The sequence below is a fragment of the Colwellia sp. C1TZA3 genome, assembly GCF_007954265.1.
Taxonomy (GTDB): Bacteria; Pseudomonadota; Gammaproteobacteria; order Enterobacterales; family Alteromonadaceae; genus Cognaticolwellia.
The window spans coordinates 1-18259 of the sequence record NZ_VOLS01000068.1 but is presented as its reverse complement, the minus strand read 5'-3'; the positions used below and the strand labels follow the sequence as shown (position 1 = coordinate 18259).

The following is an 18259-nucleotide window of genomic DNA, read 5'->3' as shown; positions in this document are numbered from 1 at the left end:
CGCAGGAAAAATAACTCAAGGTAAGGCGCTCGATTGAGCAATAGCTGGCTATTGGGATTGAGAGCAACACAGCCTTGAGCTATTTTAACTAGTACAAGTGAGCAATAACTTAATGGGATTGGTATAAGTCAGTAAATAAACAATACCACCCCAAGTATAGCTACCAAGGTTGGCGATGTCATAATAAGCTGTGCGCCACCAAACACCCTTAATGCAATAAGGGCAAGATCACCGAGCCTGCAAATAGCCAGTTACACCGTACGATCTTTAGAAGCTTTTGTTAATTTTGCTTAACAAGGTTTAGCTTATTGCCTGCTCCCTAAGCGGCAAATAAAAGCAGAACTTGCATTAGGAGAGTTGATCAATTTAATGCCAGGAAACCCAATTATTAGAACACTTTATACCAATTTTATGACACTGTGTTTTTTTATTTTAACCATTAAAAATGAGCAGATAATTAATCAACTTGGTATTATTGGCATCATTGGGTATTATTGAAAGGGATGTTTAAGCAGCCTTCAAGTGCAATAATTAGCCGTGCACAATACGCGCTAAATAATCAATAATTTGCTAATATTAAGCGTTATCTGAAATGGCCAGCAAAATAGCCAGTAAATTAGTCAGTAAAATAATCAGGAGTTAAATTTGAGCAATTTAGTTGTTAGAACAGCAACAGCAGACGATACGAGTATATTATTTAAATTTATTATCGATCTCGCCATCTATGAAAAAGCGGAACATGAAGTATTAGCAACCGAGCAAACAATAAAAGAAACTATTTTTGCTAAAAATAGCCATGTATTTGCCTTAATCTGCGAGCTTGACGGTGTTGCGATTGGTTCAGCTATTTATTTTTTCAACTATTCAACTTGGTTAGCAAAGTCAGGACTTTATTTAGAAGATTTATACGTTATGCCAGAATATCGTGGTAAAGGCGCAGGCGTTCAGTTGTTAAAAGCTATGGCAAAAATTGCTGTGGAAAAAGACTGCGCACGATTTGAGTGGAGTTGTTTAGATTGGAATACACCTTCAAGAGAGTTCTATCACTCACTAGGTGCTGTCGCGCAAGAAGAGTGGGTTGGTTATCGCATGACAGGTAAAACACTTAGTAATTTTGCAGCTGATCTGACTGAATAATACTAACACCTAATAGTGGGTTTTCTGCATAAATTAGCATAGCGTTTGCTACTTTTTTTGCTTGAATTACTTGGTGTTTTTTTGGGATCATAAAAGCTAGCGTGTTCATTACTATTGTACCTAATTGCTCGCCAAGTCGAAATTCATCACGCTGGCCCGATAACATTGATGGGCGAAATAGACCAAGATGTGGGTAACCTAGGTTACTTAAATCTTTTTCTATTTTACCCTTTATTTGGTTATAGAATATAGCAGACGTTTCATTTGCAGACATTGCTGTCACTATGGCAAGTAATGATGTCTGTTGACCATAGAAGTGTTTGGCAATGAGCAGTGGGTAACGATGGTCAATGTTGGTAAAAGCAGCTTTAGAACCGGCTTTTTTTATAGTAGTTCCTAGGGTGAAAAATATATGATCAATCCTTTTTATCTTGTTGTTAGCGCTTATATTCTGAGGTTTCTTATTCAACAAGGTGCTTGATATCAATTCTGCTTCGAGATGGTCAAAATTAATTTGCCATTGTTCAAGTTTAGTATCTTCTATCAACAGCGGTTTACGTACTAAGGCGATAACTTTGTGGTAGATGTTACTGGCTAATAGTTGCTGTAATAAATGTTGTCCCACTAAACCACTGGCGCCAACAATTAGAGCTACTTTTGGCTGCTCTTGTGGATACTCATTGCTGTAATTTGTCATTTTTTTTAATCCTCATACGTTGAGTAAATAATAAAGTGTTTAAAATATACCATGGCTGTAGTGCTCTCAATCACAATAGCTGGCTATTGCTCAATCAAGCCTCTTGCCCTGATTTATTTTTTTGCACTCAACAAAATCGCAAACTTCATACCATTGGTATAATAAAGCTTTAAACGGCTCTAAATTTATAAGAAAATTGCTTATGATAGCAGAGACTTTGTTACTAACTTCAATTATAACAAGCAGTAATTTAACTGGTTATCTTATAAGCATATAAAATATCTTAAAGCGTTTTTTTTAAAGAATTTTTTTTAATTTACTGATACAATTCAAAAAATTTAACTTTTAATTTAAGTTGTCCCCTATGATTAAGCCTGAAGTGCCAAAAAATGAAGCTGAACGACTGTATGCGCTCAGAACCTTAAAAATTCTTGATTCATCACATGAAGAGCGTTTCGACCGTGTTACTCGTATGGCTAAACGTATGTTTAACGTATCGATTTCACTAGTTAGTATCGTTGATGAAGACCGTCAATGGTTTAAATCTACCCAGGGCCTTGACGCTTCTGAAACACCTCGTGATATATCATTTTGTGGACATGCCATTAATCAAGATGGCTTATTTATAGTACCGGACGCTACTGTAGATAAACGCTTTTTTGACAACCCTCTTGTTACTGGTGCCCCGCAAATTCGTTTTTATGCTGGTTGTCCTTTAAAGCTTAGGCAAGGTATTAACATTGGTACTTTGTGTCTTATTGATACTAAACCTAAAGATCTCGATGAAGAAGACCAGCAGTTACTTGAAGATCTAGGGGCTATGATTGAACAAGAAATTAAATCGATTCAACTCGCTACTTTAGATGAGTTAACCATGATCTCAAACCGCCGAGGTTTCCTGACTCTGGTCGATCATAGTTTAAAAGTATGCCGACGTAATAAAATGTCAATTTCGTTTATATTTTTTGATCTAAACAAATTCAAGCTTATTAATGATGACTTTGGTCACCATGAAGGTGATTTTGTATTGACCACCTTTGCCACCATAATGCTTGATTCATTCCGTGACTGCGATGTTATTGGTCGCCTTGGTGGAGATGAGTTTGTCGCTATGCTTAGTGACTCTGATAAAGCAAAGGCTGACATAGCTTTAGAGCGATTTTCTACCGCCATTCAAGCAGAAAATGACAGGTTAAATAAACCCTACAAAATTAAGTACAGTGCAGGTGTAAGGTGCTTTGAGCATGACACCGATAAATCAATAGAAGCAATGATCCAAGATGCTGATGCAGCGATGTACGAGCACAAGAAAGGTAAAACTAGATAGATTGACGGTAATTAAAGCGCCTATAACGGTGTTGTTACCGACGCTTTAACTCCCTTAAACAGGTCTGACTTATTTATGCATGAATAGCTTATGCATAAATAGTGTTAGCCCAGCGCGTTAGGCCAGCTGTTACACTGCCAAAATGATCACCCACAACAATAGGGGTATGTTGAAATTGCGCTTGTAAAAACTTATTTAACATCGGCGATTTAGCACTACCTCCAGTGACAAATACCACATCAGGCTGACAGTTAGCCTGGGCAATTGCATCTTTCATTAGCATCGCTATTGCACTGAGTTGTCGATGACATGCCTCAGTAAAACCATCTCTATTAAGCTTAACGGTGAGTTCTTCATAGATATCAGACAAGTCTATTTGCTGCTCGGTTTGCTCGGTTAAGCCAATTTTGCTTTGCTCAGCGGCATTGACCACACGGTAGCTCAATTTTTGTTTTTGAACGGTTAACAAGCGTGTTAATAACTCAGGCTGTTCTGCATCCCTGATCAATTGCTGTAAAAATCGGCCATTTTCGGCACTATAAAATTGTGTTTGATGACTAATATTGTTAATCGCCATCGCCTGAAAGTAACTGTTGCTTGGCATTGTTTTACCAGTTTTTAATAAACTATCTAAACCAAAACTGGGCATGATACCTTTAAGTGCAAAGGCAATATCAAAATCGTTACCACCGACTCGTTCACCACTGTGGCTTAATAAATCATCGGTTCTATCAGCTAAAGCAGCATGTTCTGGTCCCATTAAAAGCATTGAGCAATCTGTGGTACCACCACCAATATCAACCACTAATACCTTGGTCTCTTTAGTGAGACTAGCTTCATATTCAAAGCCAGCTGCAACAGGTTCAAATTGAAATTCAACATCTTTAAAGCCGACTCGTTTTGCGGCATTGGTTAATATTTGTATAGCTTGTCGATTACTTTCTTCACCTTGCATACCTTGAAAGTTGATAGGGCGACCAATAACAGTTTGGTTAACACTTCTGCCAAGACTCGCTTCGGTAAGTGTTTTTATATTGCTCATCATAGCAGCAACAATATCTTCGAATAAATCAACTTGCTGCGGCATTAAGCCACTGGCACCCAGAAACGACTTTGGTGACTTTATGTAGTAGCCTTCGTCAGGCTCTTGTAAATAGTTATTTAATGCGGGTTGGCCAAACGATAACTCAGTTGGGTAGCCATCTAAAGTCAGCTCTCTGAGCGAGTTTCTTCCTTTGTTTAGCTGCGATTGACGTTGCTGTTGAAAGTTTTTTTGTTCTGCCAAAGACAAGTTATTGTGCAACCAGTTGACAATAATGTCACGACTGGGTGCATACAAAGTTGACGAGATATAGCGACCATGATCACCTAAAGATAATAGTTCTGGCGTGTTGTTTTTCATTACGCCGACAGCACAGTTTGATGTGCCGTAGTCAAATCCGATCATGTTGATATCCAAATATAAAATGACCGCGTAGAATACTGGGATATTCAGCACTAGGCAAGGGCTTTTAGCTTATTAGGTAATATTATTAACATATAAATGTCCTGGGTGTTAAAACCAAAAAAAGGCAGTGATTAACTGCCTTTTTGCTTTTGATCCATTTTAGTTACTATTAAAATAACATTTTGAAAAAACCTTAACCCGAAGCCATGGCCAAAATAGTTTTAATATCAAGTGTTTCTTGATAGTGCACAAAACCTTTTGTGCACTTCACACGTGCTAATACTGCCATTCTATCGGAGAGTTCATTGCCTTCTATATTGGCATGGCCTTTAACATGACTAATAATTAAATGACTTTTCAAGGCTTGGTAGAGCACAAAACATTGTTTAATGATTTCAAGATTTTTAATTTCTTCACCTTTGCCGCGAGTCCAGCCTTTAGCTTGCCAACCTTTTGCCCATTTAGTGATGCAATCAATTGAATACTTAGAATCAGACAATACTTGCACGGTTTTACCTTGTTTAATGTGATCTTGTGCGTATTTAAAGGCGGCCAGTATGCCATTAAGTTCGGCGGTATTATTAGTGCCCATCGGCTCATATAAACCGTACCACAACTCAATAAGCTGTTGTTGTTGATAGACCGCCATGCCTGTGCCTGATTTTCCTGGGTTTGGTGAACAAGCCCCGTCACAATAAATATTAATATCAGCACTTTGTTTAACAGGCGCTAAGCTATTACTTACTGCGGTACTATCCGCTTTAACGTAGGAAGCAGAAGCAGCAGGTTTAGTGCCGCTACTTTTACTCATCGAGCGCTTAGTTAATGCTTTAGTGTAGGTTGATTGAAACGCGGCCTCGGCTTCAGCTTTTGATGCAAAACCCATATATTGCGCATCGGCACGTCCTTGAGTGTGGCTTTTAACATCATTCCACTGTTCAAATACTCCAGTTTTTGCACCTTTCCACACCACGTAATATTTTTTACTCATCAATCGTTAACCCTATTTTATTCGCCATAATTTTGTCTCTGCGCTCTGCGCTATTTGTTAAGGTTACTTTACTCTTTTATCATTTTTAATTGACCAAATCACTAATAGGATACCGGCAATAAAAAACGGAATACTTAACATTTGCCCGGCAGTTAAGGCAATATCAGCCGCATAGGCCGCTTGTTTTTCTTTTAATATTTCAATAAGAAAGCGAGCAGTAAAAATTAAAATTAAGAAAACACCTAAAATAGCACCGGGTGGTGTTTTAGCTTTTTTCTGCTTATAAAAAATCATCAAAACAAAAAATATGGTTAAATAAGCCAAGGCTTCGTAAAGTTGAGCAGGGTGGCGAGCAACGTTATCAATGCGTGCAAAAATTACGGCCCAAGGAACATTACTAGGGGTGCCTAATATTTCAGAGTTAACAAAGTTTGCGCTACGAACAAAAAAACCAAACAGCGCGGTACATATCGCAAGTCTGTCAAGTAACCAGAGAAAGTTCATCTGGTGTTTTTTGCTATAAATACCGGCTGCGATAATGGCACCTAAACCGCCGCCATGGCTAGCGAGGCCACCTTCCCAAATAGCAATTATTTTCATTGGGTTAGCAAAATAGTAACCAGGTTCATAAAAGAAACAATGCCCTAAACGCGCACCAACGATAACACCAATAACGATATAAACTAATAGGTTATCTAGTGCTGCTAACTCTTGTTTCTCAGTTTTAAAAATCCACTTCATAACTTGTAAGCCAGATAAAATAGCCGTGGCGAATAACAGACCATACCAATGTATGGTCAATGGCCCAATGGAGAAAAATACGGGATCGATATCCCAAACTAAATGTTGCACAGCGTAGCCCTTAATGTTGCTTATGTTGCATGAGTTGAATGAGTTAAATGTGACTTAAGTTAAGTATTCACCTGACTGTTGATATTCTATCAAGCTAGTTGTTGCTGTGGTGAATTAATTTCGCTCAAAGCCTTAATCACCGCTAATGGTTGTTCAACTTTGATTAAAACTTGCTCAAATAACTCAACAAAGCGTCGATCATAGCCCCAATATTTATGCAGCAATTAGCTATGTTGATTATTGATTGAGGAGTGCTTAAAGTAATGCAGCGACTTTGTTAGGTTAAAGTCTTGTCTATAACCTTAATTTCGAGGATTACCACTAAATAAAAAGTCTCGTAAGTCAGTTAAAAATGATATGCCGCTGTATATTCATTAATGTCAAATAGACACGTTAAGTTGTAGTTTTAATTAAAGAAGCAATACACCATCGTGCTGATTACGTTCAATATATGTATCATTGTTTGCTAAGTCCAAATTAAGTTACCTGTTAACTGCAGCCTTTAAAGTACTATATGATACTTTAAAGGCTGCAGTTAAGGCTGCAGTTAAGGCTTGGTTGATAAGTTATCAATAGATTAATATTTTTAAGTATATTTAATAAATAATGAAGAGTAAAAGATGAAAAAAGTTTTAATGGGCAACTCAAATATCGAATCTTCGCGTCTTATATATGGTTGTATGCGCATTGCTGGTGACAATAGCACAAGTGATCGTAATAAAGGAAAAGCGGCAATAACGGCGGCTTTAGAGGCGGGTTATAATCACTTTGATCATGCTGATATTTACGGTGCTGGTGAAAGCGAAAGTATTTTTGGTGAACTGTTAGCTAAAAAGCCACATTTACGTGAGCAAATTATTTTAACCTCTAAAGCGGGTATTCGACCGCGCAATAATGAGCACAACACTTACGCACCAAAGCGTTATGACTTTAGCCAGCAGTACTTGTTGGCCAGTGTTGAAGGGTCACTTAAACGCTTAAATACCGACTATTTAGATATGTTTTTACTGCATCGGCCAGATTATTTATTTGACGTGCACGAAGTGGCTGAAACTTTTGCGTTATTAAAAGCCAGTGGTAAAGTTAAGCATTTTGGTGTTAGTAACTTTAAACCGTCACAAGTTGAATTATTAAAGTCTGCGCTAGCTATGCCATTGTTGGTCAATCAAGTTGAAATTAATATTCACAATATCGATAGCTTACTTGATGGTACGTTAGATCAATGTCAGCAGTATGGTATTACACCCATTGCTTGGTGTCCTTTGGGCGGTGTTGCTTATTCTGCTTGGGGAAATAGTTTTTCAGGCGAAGATGAGCAAAGAATTGAAAACGAATTAAGCCACCAAAGTGAAAAATATGCTTGCACGCCTTGGCAAGTTATTCTCGCTTGGTTACTAAAACATCCCGCTAATATTTGCCCCATTATAGGGTCAACCACACCAGAGCGCATTGTTGCCGCTAAACAAGCTTTAACACTAGATTACTCGCGTGAAGATTGGTATCGCTTATTAGAAGCTAGAAATGGCCAAGCTGTGCCGTAAATATGTCCTATCAAAAAAGCCACTGAAAAATTTCAGTGGCTTTGATTTAATCGTTTGTCCCATTCTAAAATGTGTTCATGTATTTTAGGATGGAATAATAGTGAGTGATTTAGTTACAAGCCATTATGGTATTGAATATTGGTTGATTGAGGCACTAAATTATGCAGCTGTTGTTTTGCTGATGAATGGTTATCTATTGGGTTTTTAGCCTCTTTATTAGCTTCTTCATTAGATACGCTATCAGACTTTTCATCAGACGCACTATCAGACTTTTTATTAGGCTTTTTATTAGACAATAACTCTTCAAATTGGCTGATCAACAAGGCTTTATCAGGCGATTGACGATCACCGGCACCAATGTTGGTTAAGTCAATCATAAAACCGTCAAATAAGTTGGATAAGTCTTCAATAATATCCATATTTAAAAACTGATCTTGGTTGTAAATACTTGGGTAACCGGCTTTTTGTTTATCAATTTCGAACGACACACCTTTGAGGTTGGTGATGGTCGTTGACTTATCACAAGAGAGCATACAGCCATTGTCGATACGGGGTTTTTCACAACCAACACTTTGTTGGAAGAAACACTGTCGGCTAGTCATTAATAAAATAGGGTGGTAAATACTGTAAAACAATTTAAAGTTTTCTGGTCTAGCGATATGTTTCATTTGCATAGCGTTAATTTCGTTTGAAATAAAAGCGCCACTACAGTCAAAGTCTTCTTTCATCGCTAACAATGCGTAAGAATTCGTGGTATTTAAAAACGGACCTGCTATCCATTTTATGCCTAATGCATTCGCTTGATAAGCAATGCCGGTATTATTAGTGACAATTAATGGCGGTTTTACTTGCTCTAAAATAGTAACGGCAGCGTCATAATCTTTACCAATGAGCACAGCAGGAAACCAGGGGATTAACCGTGGATTGTCCTGTAAAAAGCCAACATATTTTGTACAGTCACGTTTATAAGCATCAGGCAATTTAAAATAAATGTCGGCGTCGGTTATCGTCGTTAACTCAGCATCAGCTTCGTCACATATCAAAATAGATAATTCATTTTTTGCTTGGCTATTTATTTTGGCAGCTACTTTCGGATGATTAATTAATGCTGGCAAGGTTACTTCTGGAATAATATCAACGGCATTATTTAATAAACTGGCGATTTTATTTTTCAGCGCCGTTAGCTCTTTAAACGGAATACTTAAGCCGACATGTAAATTGTCACAGTTTAGCTCGGTCAATAAAAACTCGGCGTTGTTAAAGCTTTTAAAGCGTTTTTCTATGGTTGCCTTATCAATACTGGCGCTTTCACTGGGTCTTAATAAGCTAGTTGATTTTACTGTAAAGCTATTCTGTTCAACAGAGAAGCCTGTGGTGGTGACGCTAACCGCTAAATGTTGTGCTACTTGGCCAGAAAAACTTAGTGTTAATGGTACTTTTTCAATACTTAGATGCTTTATTTTTTCAACTACTTCCGCTTCAATTTCGTTTTTGTCAGTTTGCAGGTTTTGTTCAACCTCATGAATTTGTACCACTGAAATTTGTTGCGACTTATCTTGCAACTTATCTGCCGAATGGCTTTGGCTTTCACCGGCTTTATGTTTACTTAGCGCATGAACTTTTGAGTTATCACGCGGATTATCAATAAACATGGATTGATTTAAGTCACCTCTTAAAAAAGCGTTGGAAAAATCACGGTTAAAGACTTTGTAAAGGCGTTCACCATCTTCGGTTAGTTCGCCGGTATTGAGGAAACCATCAATTTGCTTACGAAAACTATCAACCACGGTATGGACATAGTTTGCGCCTTTAATACGTCCTTCAATTTTAAAAGAGTGAACGCCGGCATCTATTAAAGCGGGCAAATCAAAAAAGGCAGAGTTGTCTTTAATGTTTAACGGGAAGTTATGGCCGGTGGCAGTGGTCTCATATTCTTCTCGACAGGCTTGGCTACAGCGGCCGCGGTTACCTGAATTACCAACACTGGCAGAGGTTGAATAACATAAACCTGAAAAGGCAACACAAAGTGAGCCATGAACAAATACTTCACTTAATAGGTTATATTCCCGGCACACCGCGGTTATAGCCGTAATTTCGCGTAGGTTTAATTCTCTTGATAAATTAACTCGCGAGGCGCCTAATTTTTTTAGGAACGGAATTTGGCCGATATTATGTGTGGTTAACTGGGTTGAAGCATGAATATCTAAGGTGGGAAAATACTGCTTAATAATATTAAACATGCCGATATCTTGCACGATAACGCCGTCTAATGTGGTGTTAACCAGCTTACTGAGTAATTTGGCAATCGACTTAAATTCACGTTCTAAAACAACAACATTTAAGGTTAAAAATATTTGACACTCGTACTGATGTGCCAAACGAATAATACCAATGAGTTGTTCAAAGGATATATTAGTGGCGCGATTACGGGCATTTAGTGTATCTAAACCGCAATATACCGCGTCGGCACCCGCTATAATGGCCGCTTTAATTGCATCGACATCTCCACCGGGGGCTAATAATTCTATTTTATGATCCATTGGTACAACTTATTTATTCGCTAAATTTAAGAGCGGTGATTTTACCCGTATATTTCACCAATGAATACCGTTAAAGTTGTCATTTATAAAGAATGTTAATTCAATAGTTGAGCGTTATGGCACACCCTATCCTTTATTCGTTAAGAAACTGTCCGTATGCAATGCGCGCACGTATTGCCATTTTTAAATCGCATCAGGCGGTTGCGCTGCGCGATGTGGTATTAACGGATAAACCCGCCGCGATGATTTTAGCTTCACCCAAAGCCACTGTGCCCATTTTAGTGTTGGACAAAAATAGTCAGTTTGATAGTGATAATGCCGCAGATGTTAAAGAATTCAGCGCAGCAAGCACAGTAGATAAGGTTATCGATGAAAGTCTAGATATTATGCTGTGGGCACTTAAAAAATCTGATCCTAACAATCTACTGCATAGTGATAACACCGACACTGTAAAGTCAAAGTCAAAGCCTAACGAAATAGAAAACGAGAAGTTAAACGAAATGTTAGCACTCATTACCGAGTTTGATGTGGAATTTAAACAGCGATTAGAAGCTTATAAATGTGCAAAGCGCTACCATGAAACTAACCTTAATGAATGCCGAGCAGCATGTGAGTACTATATTCAATTACTGGAGTCACGCCTAAGCCAGCATGACTATTTATTTTCAAGACGAGAAAGTTTAGCTGATATTGCTCTGTTGCCGTTTATTCGTCAATTTGCCCGCATAGAGCGCCAGTGGTATTTACAATCACCGTATCCCAAGCTGAAAAACTGGCTGAACCGTTACCTACAAAGCCCAATGTTTACCAAAGTCATGGTAAAGCATCGACTGTGGCTTGAGTGTGGTGAAGAGGTGATTTTTGTTGGTAAGTAAAAGCACTTGTTGAGTGAACGTTGGTAAATGAGAGTCGTGGGTAAGTGAGGGCAGTAAATTGTCATTTTTTTAATTTTTTCGCTATTGTAGGCTTAATGTTAGCTGGCTTACAGTAGATATAAAACAGCTAACATCACCGTAGCCTAACATCAGAATAAGCTGTATATATGTTAGTTATAATGACCAACACATGGCTAGCACTTATAATAAATAACTAGAAATTATTTTTGATATTTCCAGCATTGAAGACTGCCCCGAAAACTCAAATTTCACTTTACCGAGTGCAGAAAAGTATATTTCTAATTCAGAATCAAGATCGAATGTACCTGATGTTTCAATAGAGTAGGCAACAATATTTTTGTAAGGTAAAGAGGTGAAATCTTTTTTGCTGCCCGTAATACCCTGAACATTAACCGCAATTATTCTCTTATTGGTAAAGACTACACCGTCACGCATGGTTTTATATGAGTCAACTATTTGTTCATCATCTAACAGTAAACGACTTACTTTTTCAGCATAATCAGTATCTTGTTTGAGTTTAAAGAAACCTTTGTTATTAAAGTCAATCATCGAACATCCTTATCAAATTAATTGTTAAACTTTGAGCCTTTATGGGCGTTTCAACGGCTATAACTTCACAATTGATTGAGCCAATAAACGCTTTTTTGAATCAACTTAGCAGTTGCAAGTATATTAAGTTAAGAGTTATATGGTTTAAGCCATAGCTTTTAGTTTACCTAATTGTTGTCCTTTTTTAAGAATAAAACTCAGCAGCTATTATAACACTTTTAAAGAAAACCTAATGGCTTTGCTACAGACCTTTGTCAGATAAAAATCTATATAGTTTAATTAAAGCAAAATTTTTTTTTGGCTGACGACGGTGTAATACCAGTTCCATTAAGTTTGTGATCTTGTTGTGCGCAGGAAAAATAACTCAAGGTAAGGCGCTCGATTGAGCAATAGCTGGCTATTGGGAGTGAGAGCAACACAGCCTTGAGCTATTTTAACTAGTACAAGTGAGCAATAACTTAATGGAACTGGTATAACTGCAAATATCAGTATCTTTAATAGCAATACCTTTAATACCAATACTTAGGATAATGCCTTGCTGGATTTTTAGATAAGTTGTTTATCACTAGAGCTATTACCAGCAAAATTAATGTACCAATAGCGACAGGGGAAATGACAAACCAATAGCCATTGCTGTGTACTTCTGCACTGCCAACAATGGCAATGAGCGCAGTTGCACCACCAGGAGGATGCAGAGTACGGGTGAAATGCATAGCGACAATTGAAAGTGACACCGCAAGCGCGCCAAGTAAGGCGATATCTAACGCTAAATATTTTTGTAGGGTAACACCTATTAAAGCAGAGATAATATGGCCACCAATAAAATTTCTTGGTTGAGAAAAGTCAGCCTGAGGCGCACCGTAAATAAGCACCGCCGATGCGCCAAAAGAAGCAACAAGAAACATACTTTTTAAAATATCTACTTCAGTAAGACTACTGATAATAGCGACAAAATACATACTAATAAATGCACCTAGCCAAGACCAAACAACCTTTGAAAGAGGTATTCTTGGTGGGCAGGTGCTACCTCCTTTCATTCTTGAAAAAACAACTTTAATCACGGTATAAACACCTCCTTTAATGGTTTTTTTTACAGCTTAATCGCTGAGTGATTTTCAATATAGCCAAGGGTTTAACGCCAAAGCGTGGTGATAAATTATACTGCGGTTACAAATGATAATGTTTATGGCGCTTAAGAAAAAATTTATATCAGGTTATTTAGCGGGCAGGCTAATTTACATTAGGTTAATCGAGGCGTGCCAGATGTCACATATTGCCCTAATGTCTGCTAAAGCCTGATCTTTTTCTGTACTGAACACTGAGACGATCAGCTTGCTATCTTTAGTCACTATTTTTTTAATACCTGTAATTTTTGATAACCTCTGGTAAAAAATGTCTTCGTCGGTCTGACATTTAAATACCGCAGCAGTTATTTCAATTTCAATATTCATTAGTTAATGCCTGATAGTTGACTATGAGTGCTTTATTTTATCCAACACCTGATATTACTAAAGCGCGCAATATTACATAATAGGCTAAGTATTAGAAATATTTTATAGCTGATAGTTATTTCAATTAGCTATTATACCAGTTCCATTAAGTTTGTGATCTTGTTGTGCGCAGGAAAAATAATTCAAGGTAAGGCGCTCGATTGAGCAATAGCTGGCTATTGGGATTGAGAGCAACAAAGCCTTGAGCTATTTTAACTAGTACAAGTGAGCAATAACTTAATGGGATTGGTATTAGTAACATTTTGTAAAATTTTATTTTTTACTAAAACAATGATTTTGATTCGGTTGAGGTAAAATCTTTGGTAGCACCCTGATCACATTTTATGCAATTTAGCTGCTGACCTAGCATCGCGTGTCGGCTTGCCTTGTTGAGCACCCACGGACGATTGATAAACGGCGGTTGGTGGCGAACATGCTGGAAATGGCCACATTGTAGTCGTGCCACCCAATGATTTTCGTCATCAAGATGGTAGTCGATAATAGCTTGTAGCATATTGGCTTTTCCATTTTAAATTTTATAGCATGGCTAGCCTGAGCCTTTAAATAGGTAAATTAGGCATAAGCAATACACCTTCAGCTAAGTTTTTAGTCTGGCTGAATTAGCAAAGTGAACGCAAGCTAGTTAAGGTGTTTTATTTATTATTGTTACTTGCCATTGTTGCTCGCCATTGTTGTTCATCAATAGCCTCGCTCTCATGGTCAAGTCGTTCAATAAAAGTAATGCCGTCAAGGTGGTCTAACTCGTGCTGAAAAATTCGCGCAAGAAAGTCAGTCAAGGTTTGTTGCTGTTGTTGGCCTTGTTCATCAAGATAACGCACGTCGATACTTTGATGGCGACTCACCAAAGCTCGTTTGCCTTTAACACTTAAACAACCTTCCCAGCCTAACACTTGCTCGGTGCTGGCGCTGAGTACTTCTGGGTTGATAATAACCGCAGGCGCTAATAACGGCGCCTCAGGGTAGCGCTCACTCGGGGCAGAACACATAATAAATAAACGCACACTTTTGCCTACTTGGGGCGCGGCAATACCAACACCATTTGCTTGGGCAACGGTACCTTTTAGATCTTCAATTAGTTGTTTTATATCAGCTGCGTGAACATTAGGTATTGGTTTTGCGATAGCAGATAAAACTGGCTCACCACGTTGTAAAATAGTTAAAGTGCTCATGATGATACTTCGCTTTTTTGTGCTAGTTTTTGCTCTGCATCGAGCGTAGAGGCTGTGGCAGATGCCTGATTTATTTTTTCACGTTCTTTTTTAAAGTAAAACCAGCTAACAATAAATAAGATGACAATAAAAGGTAAACCGGTTAATACCACGACATGCCAACCAGCTTTAAATAATATCCAACCGGCCATTAATGACGCGATGGCCTGAAAGCCAAAAATAATAAAGTCATTAATCGCCTGTACTTTATGACGTTCACTAGCTTGGTAACTTTGAGGTAATAGCGAGGTGCCGGTAAGAAAGAGAAAATTCCAGCCAATGCCTAATAAAATTAATGCCCACCAATAATGCATTACTTGTTCACCCGATAAGGCAATAATTGTGACCACCGCATAAATTATTACTTGTTCACCCGATAAGGCAATAATTGTGACCACCGCATAAATTATTGTGCCTGCGAGCATTAAGTTTTTTAAGCCAATACGTTTTACTAATAAGGCGGTAAACAATGATGGAATGAACATGGCGGCAATATGACTTTGGATCACCCATTTTGTTTCGTTTAAACTATGACCATTAAGTTTGTGCATGCTCAGCGGTGTTGCGGTCATCAGATAACTCATCAGGGCAAAGCCAATAGCGGCTGACAATATGGCGATAATAAAAATGGGTTGTTTAACTATTTCACTTAAAGGCCTAGCTTCCCCTTGGCTATCACTAGTTTTTACTTCAGGATTAGTAAAGTTCAACATCAGTAACATGGCAAGTAAAAATAGCCCTGACAGAAATAAGAAAGAGCCGGCATAACCGTGTGGTGAGCTTAACCAGTCTTTTGCGGTTACCGCTATTTCAGGTCCTAAAAAAGCGGAAAATAGGCCACTAAGCATTAAAATCGATAATACCGTTGGCACTTCATTGCTGTTGCTAACACTTTCAATCGCAGCAAAGCGTAATTGTTGGATAAAAGCGGTACTAATACCCAGTAATAAACTGGCTAAAACCAGTAATTCAAAACTGCCTTTCAATGCGGCCAACATAGCGACTAGGGTGCCGGAAAATCCGAGCGTGAAGCCAGTAAATGTCGCGAAACGTCGACCTTTATTTTTAGCTAATAACGCTGCAGGAATAGCGCCACTGGCCACGCCGAGTATCATCATAGTAACCGGTAGGGTAACGAGTGCCGGATCAGCGCCCATACTAGTGGCCAGTATGCCGCCAATAAAAACAATCACTGGCGATGCCGCCATGACTAAAGGTTGTACTAAAAAAAGTAACCAGACATTTTTAGGTAGCGTAAACAGCCGTTGTAAGCTAAAAAAGCTTAAGAGCAATAACGCTAGTGTTATAAAGATATTACTTAGCATTAACTGCCCTTGTTGATTGTTGATTGTTGATTGTTGATTGTTGCCAAATTTGGCTAAATAGTCTGGAGACCATCATACTGAAATTTTAAAGCTTTGGGGGAAATTAGCAATTTTGAGCGCAATAAATTATTTTTAATTATTTATTATCAATCGTTAAAGCCAGTGATAAACTCCGTTTTGAAAATTATTCGTTTGCCTAATGATGATGAGTCATAGCATTAATCGCAGTGACTCTTTAGCCAAATATTTTGCAAAAATTAATCATACCCAATTGAGCGACTAATTTAGCCAGTTTGGTATAAGCCAAGAAAGAGTCGTCATGAAATTTAGCCCGTTAGTTCAAGAACTTATTGATTCATTAAAATGTTTACCTGGCGTTGGGGCAAAATCAGCACAGCGTATGGCCTTTCATTTACTTGAGCGAAATCGCCATGGTGGCAACAAGCTTTCACAAACCTTGGCTCAGGCTATGGAAAATATTGGTCATTGTGAACAATGTCGTACTTTTACTGAAGAAGCCTTGTGTGATATCTGCCAGAGTCCAAAGCGTAAAATAGCGGCGCAACTGTGTATTGTTGAAACGCCAGCGGATGTTATTGCCATTGAACAAACTGGCGAGTTTCAAGGGCTTTATTTTGTTTTAATGGGACATTTATCACCCCTTGATGGTATTGGTCCAGACGACTTAGGTTTAGATGTGCTGGAAAAACAATTAGCGACAGGGCAATTTAGTGAAGTTATCTTAGCAACTAACCCGACCGTTGAAGGCGAAGCCACCGCACATTTTATTGCCGAACTGACTCAAACTTACGATGTTGAAATTTCACGTATTGCTCATGGCGTCCCCGTGGGCGGCGAACTAGAATATGTTGACGGTAATACCTTGTCGCATGCCCTGTCTGGACGTAAAAACTACAGTTTTTAGGCTTAATAAACGCTAACTTTAGGAGTTATTAGCTTGCGAAGAATGATTAGTTTGCCAAGAGCGATTAGCTTACCAAGCATAAGCGTCATTATTAGTTTTATTTTGCTTATTGGCTGCGGCACAAAAAATCAGCTAAGGCAGATAGAGCAAGCTGATTCTGTGATAAAATATAAAGCTGGCTCAGCTGAGCCAGCACGTTTTTCTAATTTGTACCCCGGCAAAAAAAGCTACTTAATTACCTGTAAAGAAAATTGTTATCAGCCATCAGCAATGGTTGAATGTGAAACACCGGCTGAAAATTGTCGCTTTATCGGCGAACAATCACCAGTGAAGGTAAATACGGGCTTTACCTTTCGCTGGCTCGGACATGCCAGTTTTTATATCAAAAGCCCAGCAGGCAGTACGTTACTGCTAGACCCGGTTAGTGAACAATTTGACTGGCCAGTTAATTGGGCTTTCAAGCTAAGCGCTGGTTTTTTTCGTCAAGAGCCTAAGTGGCTATCGCTTGATGAAATTAACGATGTTGATGCGGTATTGTACTCGCATATTCATTATGATCATTTCAACAAAGTTGATATTGAAAAAATAGGCACCGATGCACAATACTTTGTGCCTTTAGGCTTTGCTGAACATTTTCCCAATGACGGTTATCGCATTAACGAAATGGCCTGGTTTTCAAAAACTGTATTAGCCGAGCTGAGTATTAACTTTGTGCCTGCACATCATTTTAGTAGTCGAGTTTTGGTGCCTTATTTATACGAAGACAAAGATGCTACGCTTTGGGGCGGCTGGGTTATCGAACACCGAGGTCAACAGATATTTTTTGCTGGTGATACCGGATACTCTGCACATTTTAAAGATATTCAACAGCGTTATGGTGATATGGATGTTTGCTTGATGCCCATAGCTTCGTATTTTCATCAAGAAAATAGTGCCTGGTATCGCTATGTTCACACCACGCCGGAAGATGCTTTAGTGGCGGCGCAAGCGCTAAACTGTAAAGTCATGATCCCTTGGGGCTACGGTAATAATAGCTGGAAAATGGGCGATCATAGCTCTCATTCTCCTTTACTACGCTTGTTGAAAATGCATAAGCAAATGAACTCGCCAGTACCTTTACATATTTTAAATGAAGGTGAAGAAGTTACCTTCTAGAACGTCTTATACCAATCCCATTAAGTTATTACTCACTTGTACTAGTTAAAATAGCTCAAGGCTGTGTTGCTCTCAATCCCAATAGCCAGCTATTGCTCAATCGAGCGCCTTACCTTGAGTTATTTTTCCTGCGCACAACAAGATCACAAACTTAATGG

At 38.5% G+C, this 18259-nt stretch carries 17 protein-coding genes; 6 read left to right on the top strand and 11 right to left on the bottom strand.

Annotated elements, in window-relative coordinates; genetic code table 11:
- Window positions 1-645: 645 nt before the first annotated feature.
- Entirely contained in the window at window positions 646-1137 is a 492-nt protein-coding gene (locus tag ESZ39_RS15525; protein WP_146880831.1) for a GNAT family N-acetyltransferase, read from the top strand.
- On the opposite strand, the gene ESZ39_RS15520 is transcribed toward ESZ39_RS15525, so the two are convergent.
- Window positions 1106-1834: an NAD-dependent epimerase/dehydratase family protein gene (locus tag ESZ39_RS15520; RefSeq protein ID WP_146880830.1), complete on the bottom strand. Its 729-nt coding sequence runs from the start codon at window positions 1832-1834 to the stop codon at window positions 1106-1108. The genes ESZ39_RS15525 and ESZ39_RS15520 overlap by 32 nt on opposite strands.
- A gap of 364 nt (window positions 1835-2198) precedes the next feature.
- On the opposite strand from ESZ39_RS15520, the gene ESZ39_RS15515 reads away from it, so the two are divergent.
- The gene (locus ESZ39_RS15515) at window positions 2199-3161 is read left to right on the top strand and encodes a sensor domain-containing diguanylate cyclase (RefSeq protein WP_146880829.1); all 963 of its coding nucleotides are present in this window, start codon (window positions 2199-2201) and stop codon (window positions 3159-3161) included.
- Between the two features lie 88 nt (window positions 3162-3249).
- On the opposite strand, the gene yegD is transcribed toward ESZ39_RS15515, so the two are convergent.
- The 3 genes from yegD to lgt form a co-directional block, all read right to left on the bottom strand.
- The gene (yegD, locus tag ESZ39_RS15510; RefSeq protein WP_146880828.1) at window positions 3250-4608 is read right to left on the bottom strand and encodes a molecular chaperone; all 1359 of its coding nucleotides are present in this window, start codon (window positions 4606-4608) and stop codon (window positions 3250-3252) included.
- Window positions 4609-4801: 193 nt separating this feature from the next.
- Complete coding sequence (locus tag ESZ39_RS15505; protein WP_146880827.1) at window positions 4802-5599, bottom strand: ribonuclease H family protein; 798 nt, start codon at window positions 5597-5599, stop codon at window positions 4802-4804.
- 63 nt (window positions 5600-5662) lie between these two features.
- Window positions 5663-6451 carry a prolipoprotein diacylglyceryl transferase gene (lgt, locus tag ESZ39_RS15500; RefSeq protein WP_146880826.1) on the bottom strand — a complete coding sequence of 263 codons (789 nt, stop codon included), beginning with the start codon at window positions 6449-6451 and terminating at the stop codon, window positions 5663-5665.
- Between the two features lie 620 nt (window positions 6452-7071).
- On the opposite strand from lgt, the gene ESZ39_RS15495 reads away from it, so the two are divergent.
- A complete protein-coding gene (locus ESZ39_RS15495) occupies window positions 7072-7992 on the top strand; it encodes an aldo/keto reductase family oxidoreductase (RefSeq protein ID WP_146880825.1) in 921 nt (306 codons plus the stop codon).
- Between the two features lie 113 nt (window positions 7993-8105).
- Here ESZ39_RS15495 and ESZ39_RS15490 read toward each other — a convergent pair whose 3' ends face one another.
- Entirely contained in the window at window positions 8106-10532 is a 2427-nt protein-coding gene (locus ESZ39_RS15490; RefSeq protein ID WP_146880824.1) for a peptidase U32 family protein, read from the bottom strand.
- Between the two features lie 116 nt (window positions 10533-10648).
- Between ESZ39_RS15490 and ESZ39_RS15485 the strand changes: the two genes are divergently transcribed.
- Window positions 10649-11407, top strand: coding sequence for a glutathione S-transferase (locus ESZ39_RS15485; RefSeq protein ID WP_146880823.1), 759 nt, complete (start codon window positions 10649-10651; stop codon window positions 11405-11407).
- A gap of 201 nt (window positions 11408-11608) precedes the next feature.
- On the opposite strand, the gene ESZ39_RS15480 is transcribed toward ESZ39_RS15485, so the two are convergent.
- From ESZ39_RS15480 to ESZ39_RS15455, 6 genes are all read right to left on the bottom strand, one after another.
- Window positions 11609-11977: a PH domain-containing protein gene (locus ESZ39_RS15480; protein ID WP_146880822.1), complete on the bottom strand. Its 369-nt coding sequence runs from the start codon at window positions 11975-11977 to the stop codon at window positions 11609-11611.
- A gap of 509 nt (window positions 11978-12486) precedes the next feature.
- Window positions 12487-13035 carry an HPP family protein gene (locus tag ESZ39_RS15475; RefSeq protein ID WP_146880833.1) on the bottom strand — a complete coding sequence of 183 codons (549 nt, stop codon included), beginning with the start codon at window positions 13033-13035 and terminating at the stop codon, window positions 12487-12489.
- 177 nt (window positions 13036-13212) lie between these two features.
- Entirely contained in the window at window positions 13213-13428 is a 216-nt protein-coding gene (locus ESZ39_RS15470; protein ID WP_146880821.1) for a hypothetical protein, read from the bottom strand.
- A gap of 322 nt (window positions 13429-13750) precedes the next feature.
- Window positions 13751-13981: a DUF3565 domain-containing protein gene (locus ESZ39_RS15465; protein ID WP_146880820.1), complete on the bottom strand. Its 231-nt coding sequence runs from the start codon at window positions 13979-13981 to the stop codon at window positions 13751-13753.
- Window positions 13982-14120: 139 nt separating this feature from the next.
- The gene (gene def, locus ESZ39_RS15460; protein WP_146880819.1) at window positions 14121-14657 is read right to left on the bottom strand and encodes a peptide deformylase; all 537 of its coding nucleotides are present in this window, start codon (window positions 14655-14657) and stop codon (window positions 14121-14123) included.
- Window positions 14654-16021 carry an MFS transporter gene (locus ESZ39_RS15455; protein WP_146880818.1) on the bottom strand — a complete coding sequence of 456 codons (1368 nt, stop codon included), beginning with the start codon at window positions 16019-16021 and terminating at the stop codon, window positions 14654-14656. The genes def and ESZ39_RS15455 overlap by 4 nt, the downstream gene beginning before the upstream one ends.
- 319 nt (window positions 16022-16340) lie before the next feature.
- Between ESZ39_RS15455 and recR the strand changes: the two genes are divergently transcribed.
- Both recR and ESZ39_RS15445 read left to right on the top strand, forming a co-directional pair.
- The gene (gene recR, locus ESZ39_RS15450; RefSeq protein WP_146880817.1) at window positions 16341-16946 is read left to right on the top strand and encodes a recombination mediator RecR; all 606 of its coding nucleotides are present in this window, start codon (window positions 16341-16343) and stop codon (window positions 16944-16946) included.
- 42 nt (window positions 16947-16988) lie between these two features.
- The gene (locus ESZ39_RS15445; RefSeq protein WP_146880832.1) at window positions 16989-18101 is read left to right on the top strand and encodes an MBL fold metallo-hydrolase; all 1113 of its coding nucleotides are present in this window, start codon (window positions 16989-16991) and stop codon (window positions 18099-18101) included.
- Window positions 18102-18259 lie beyond the last annotated feature (158 nt).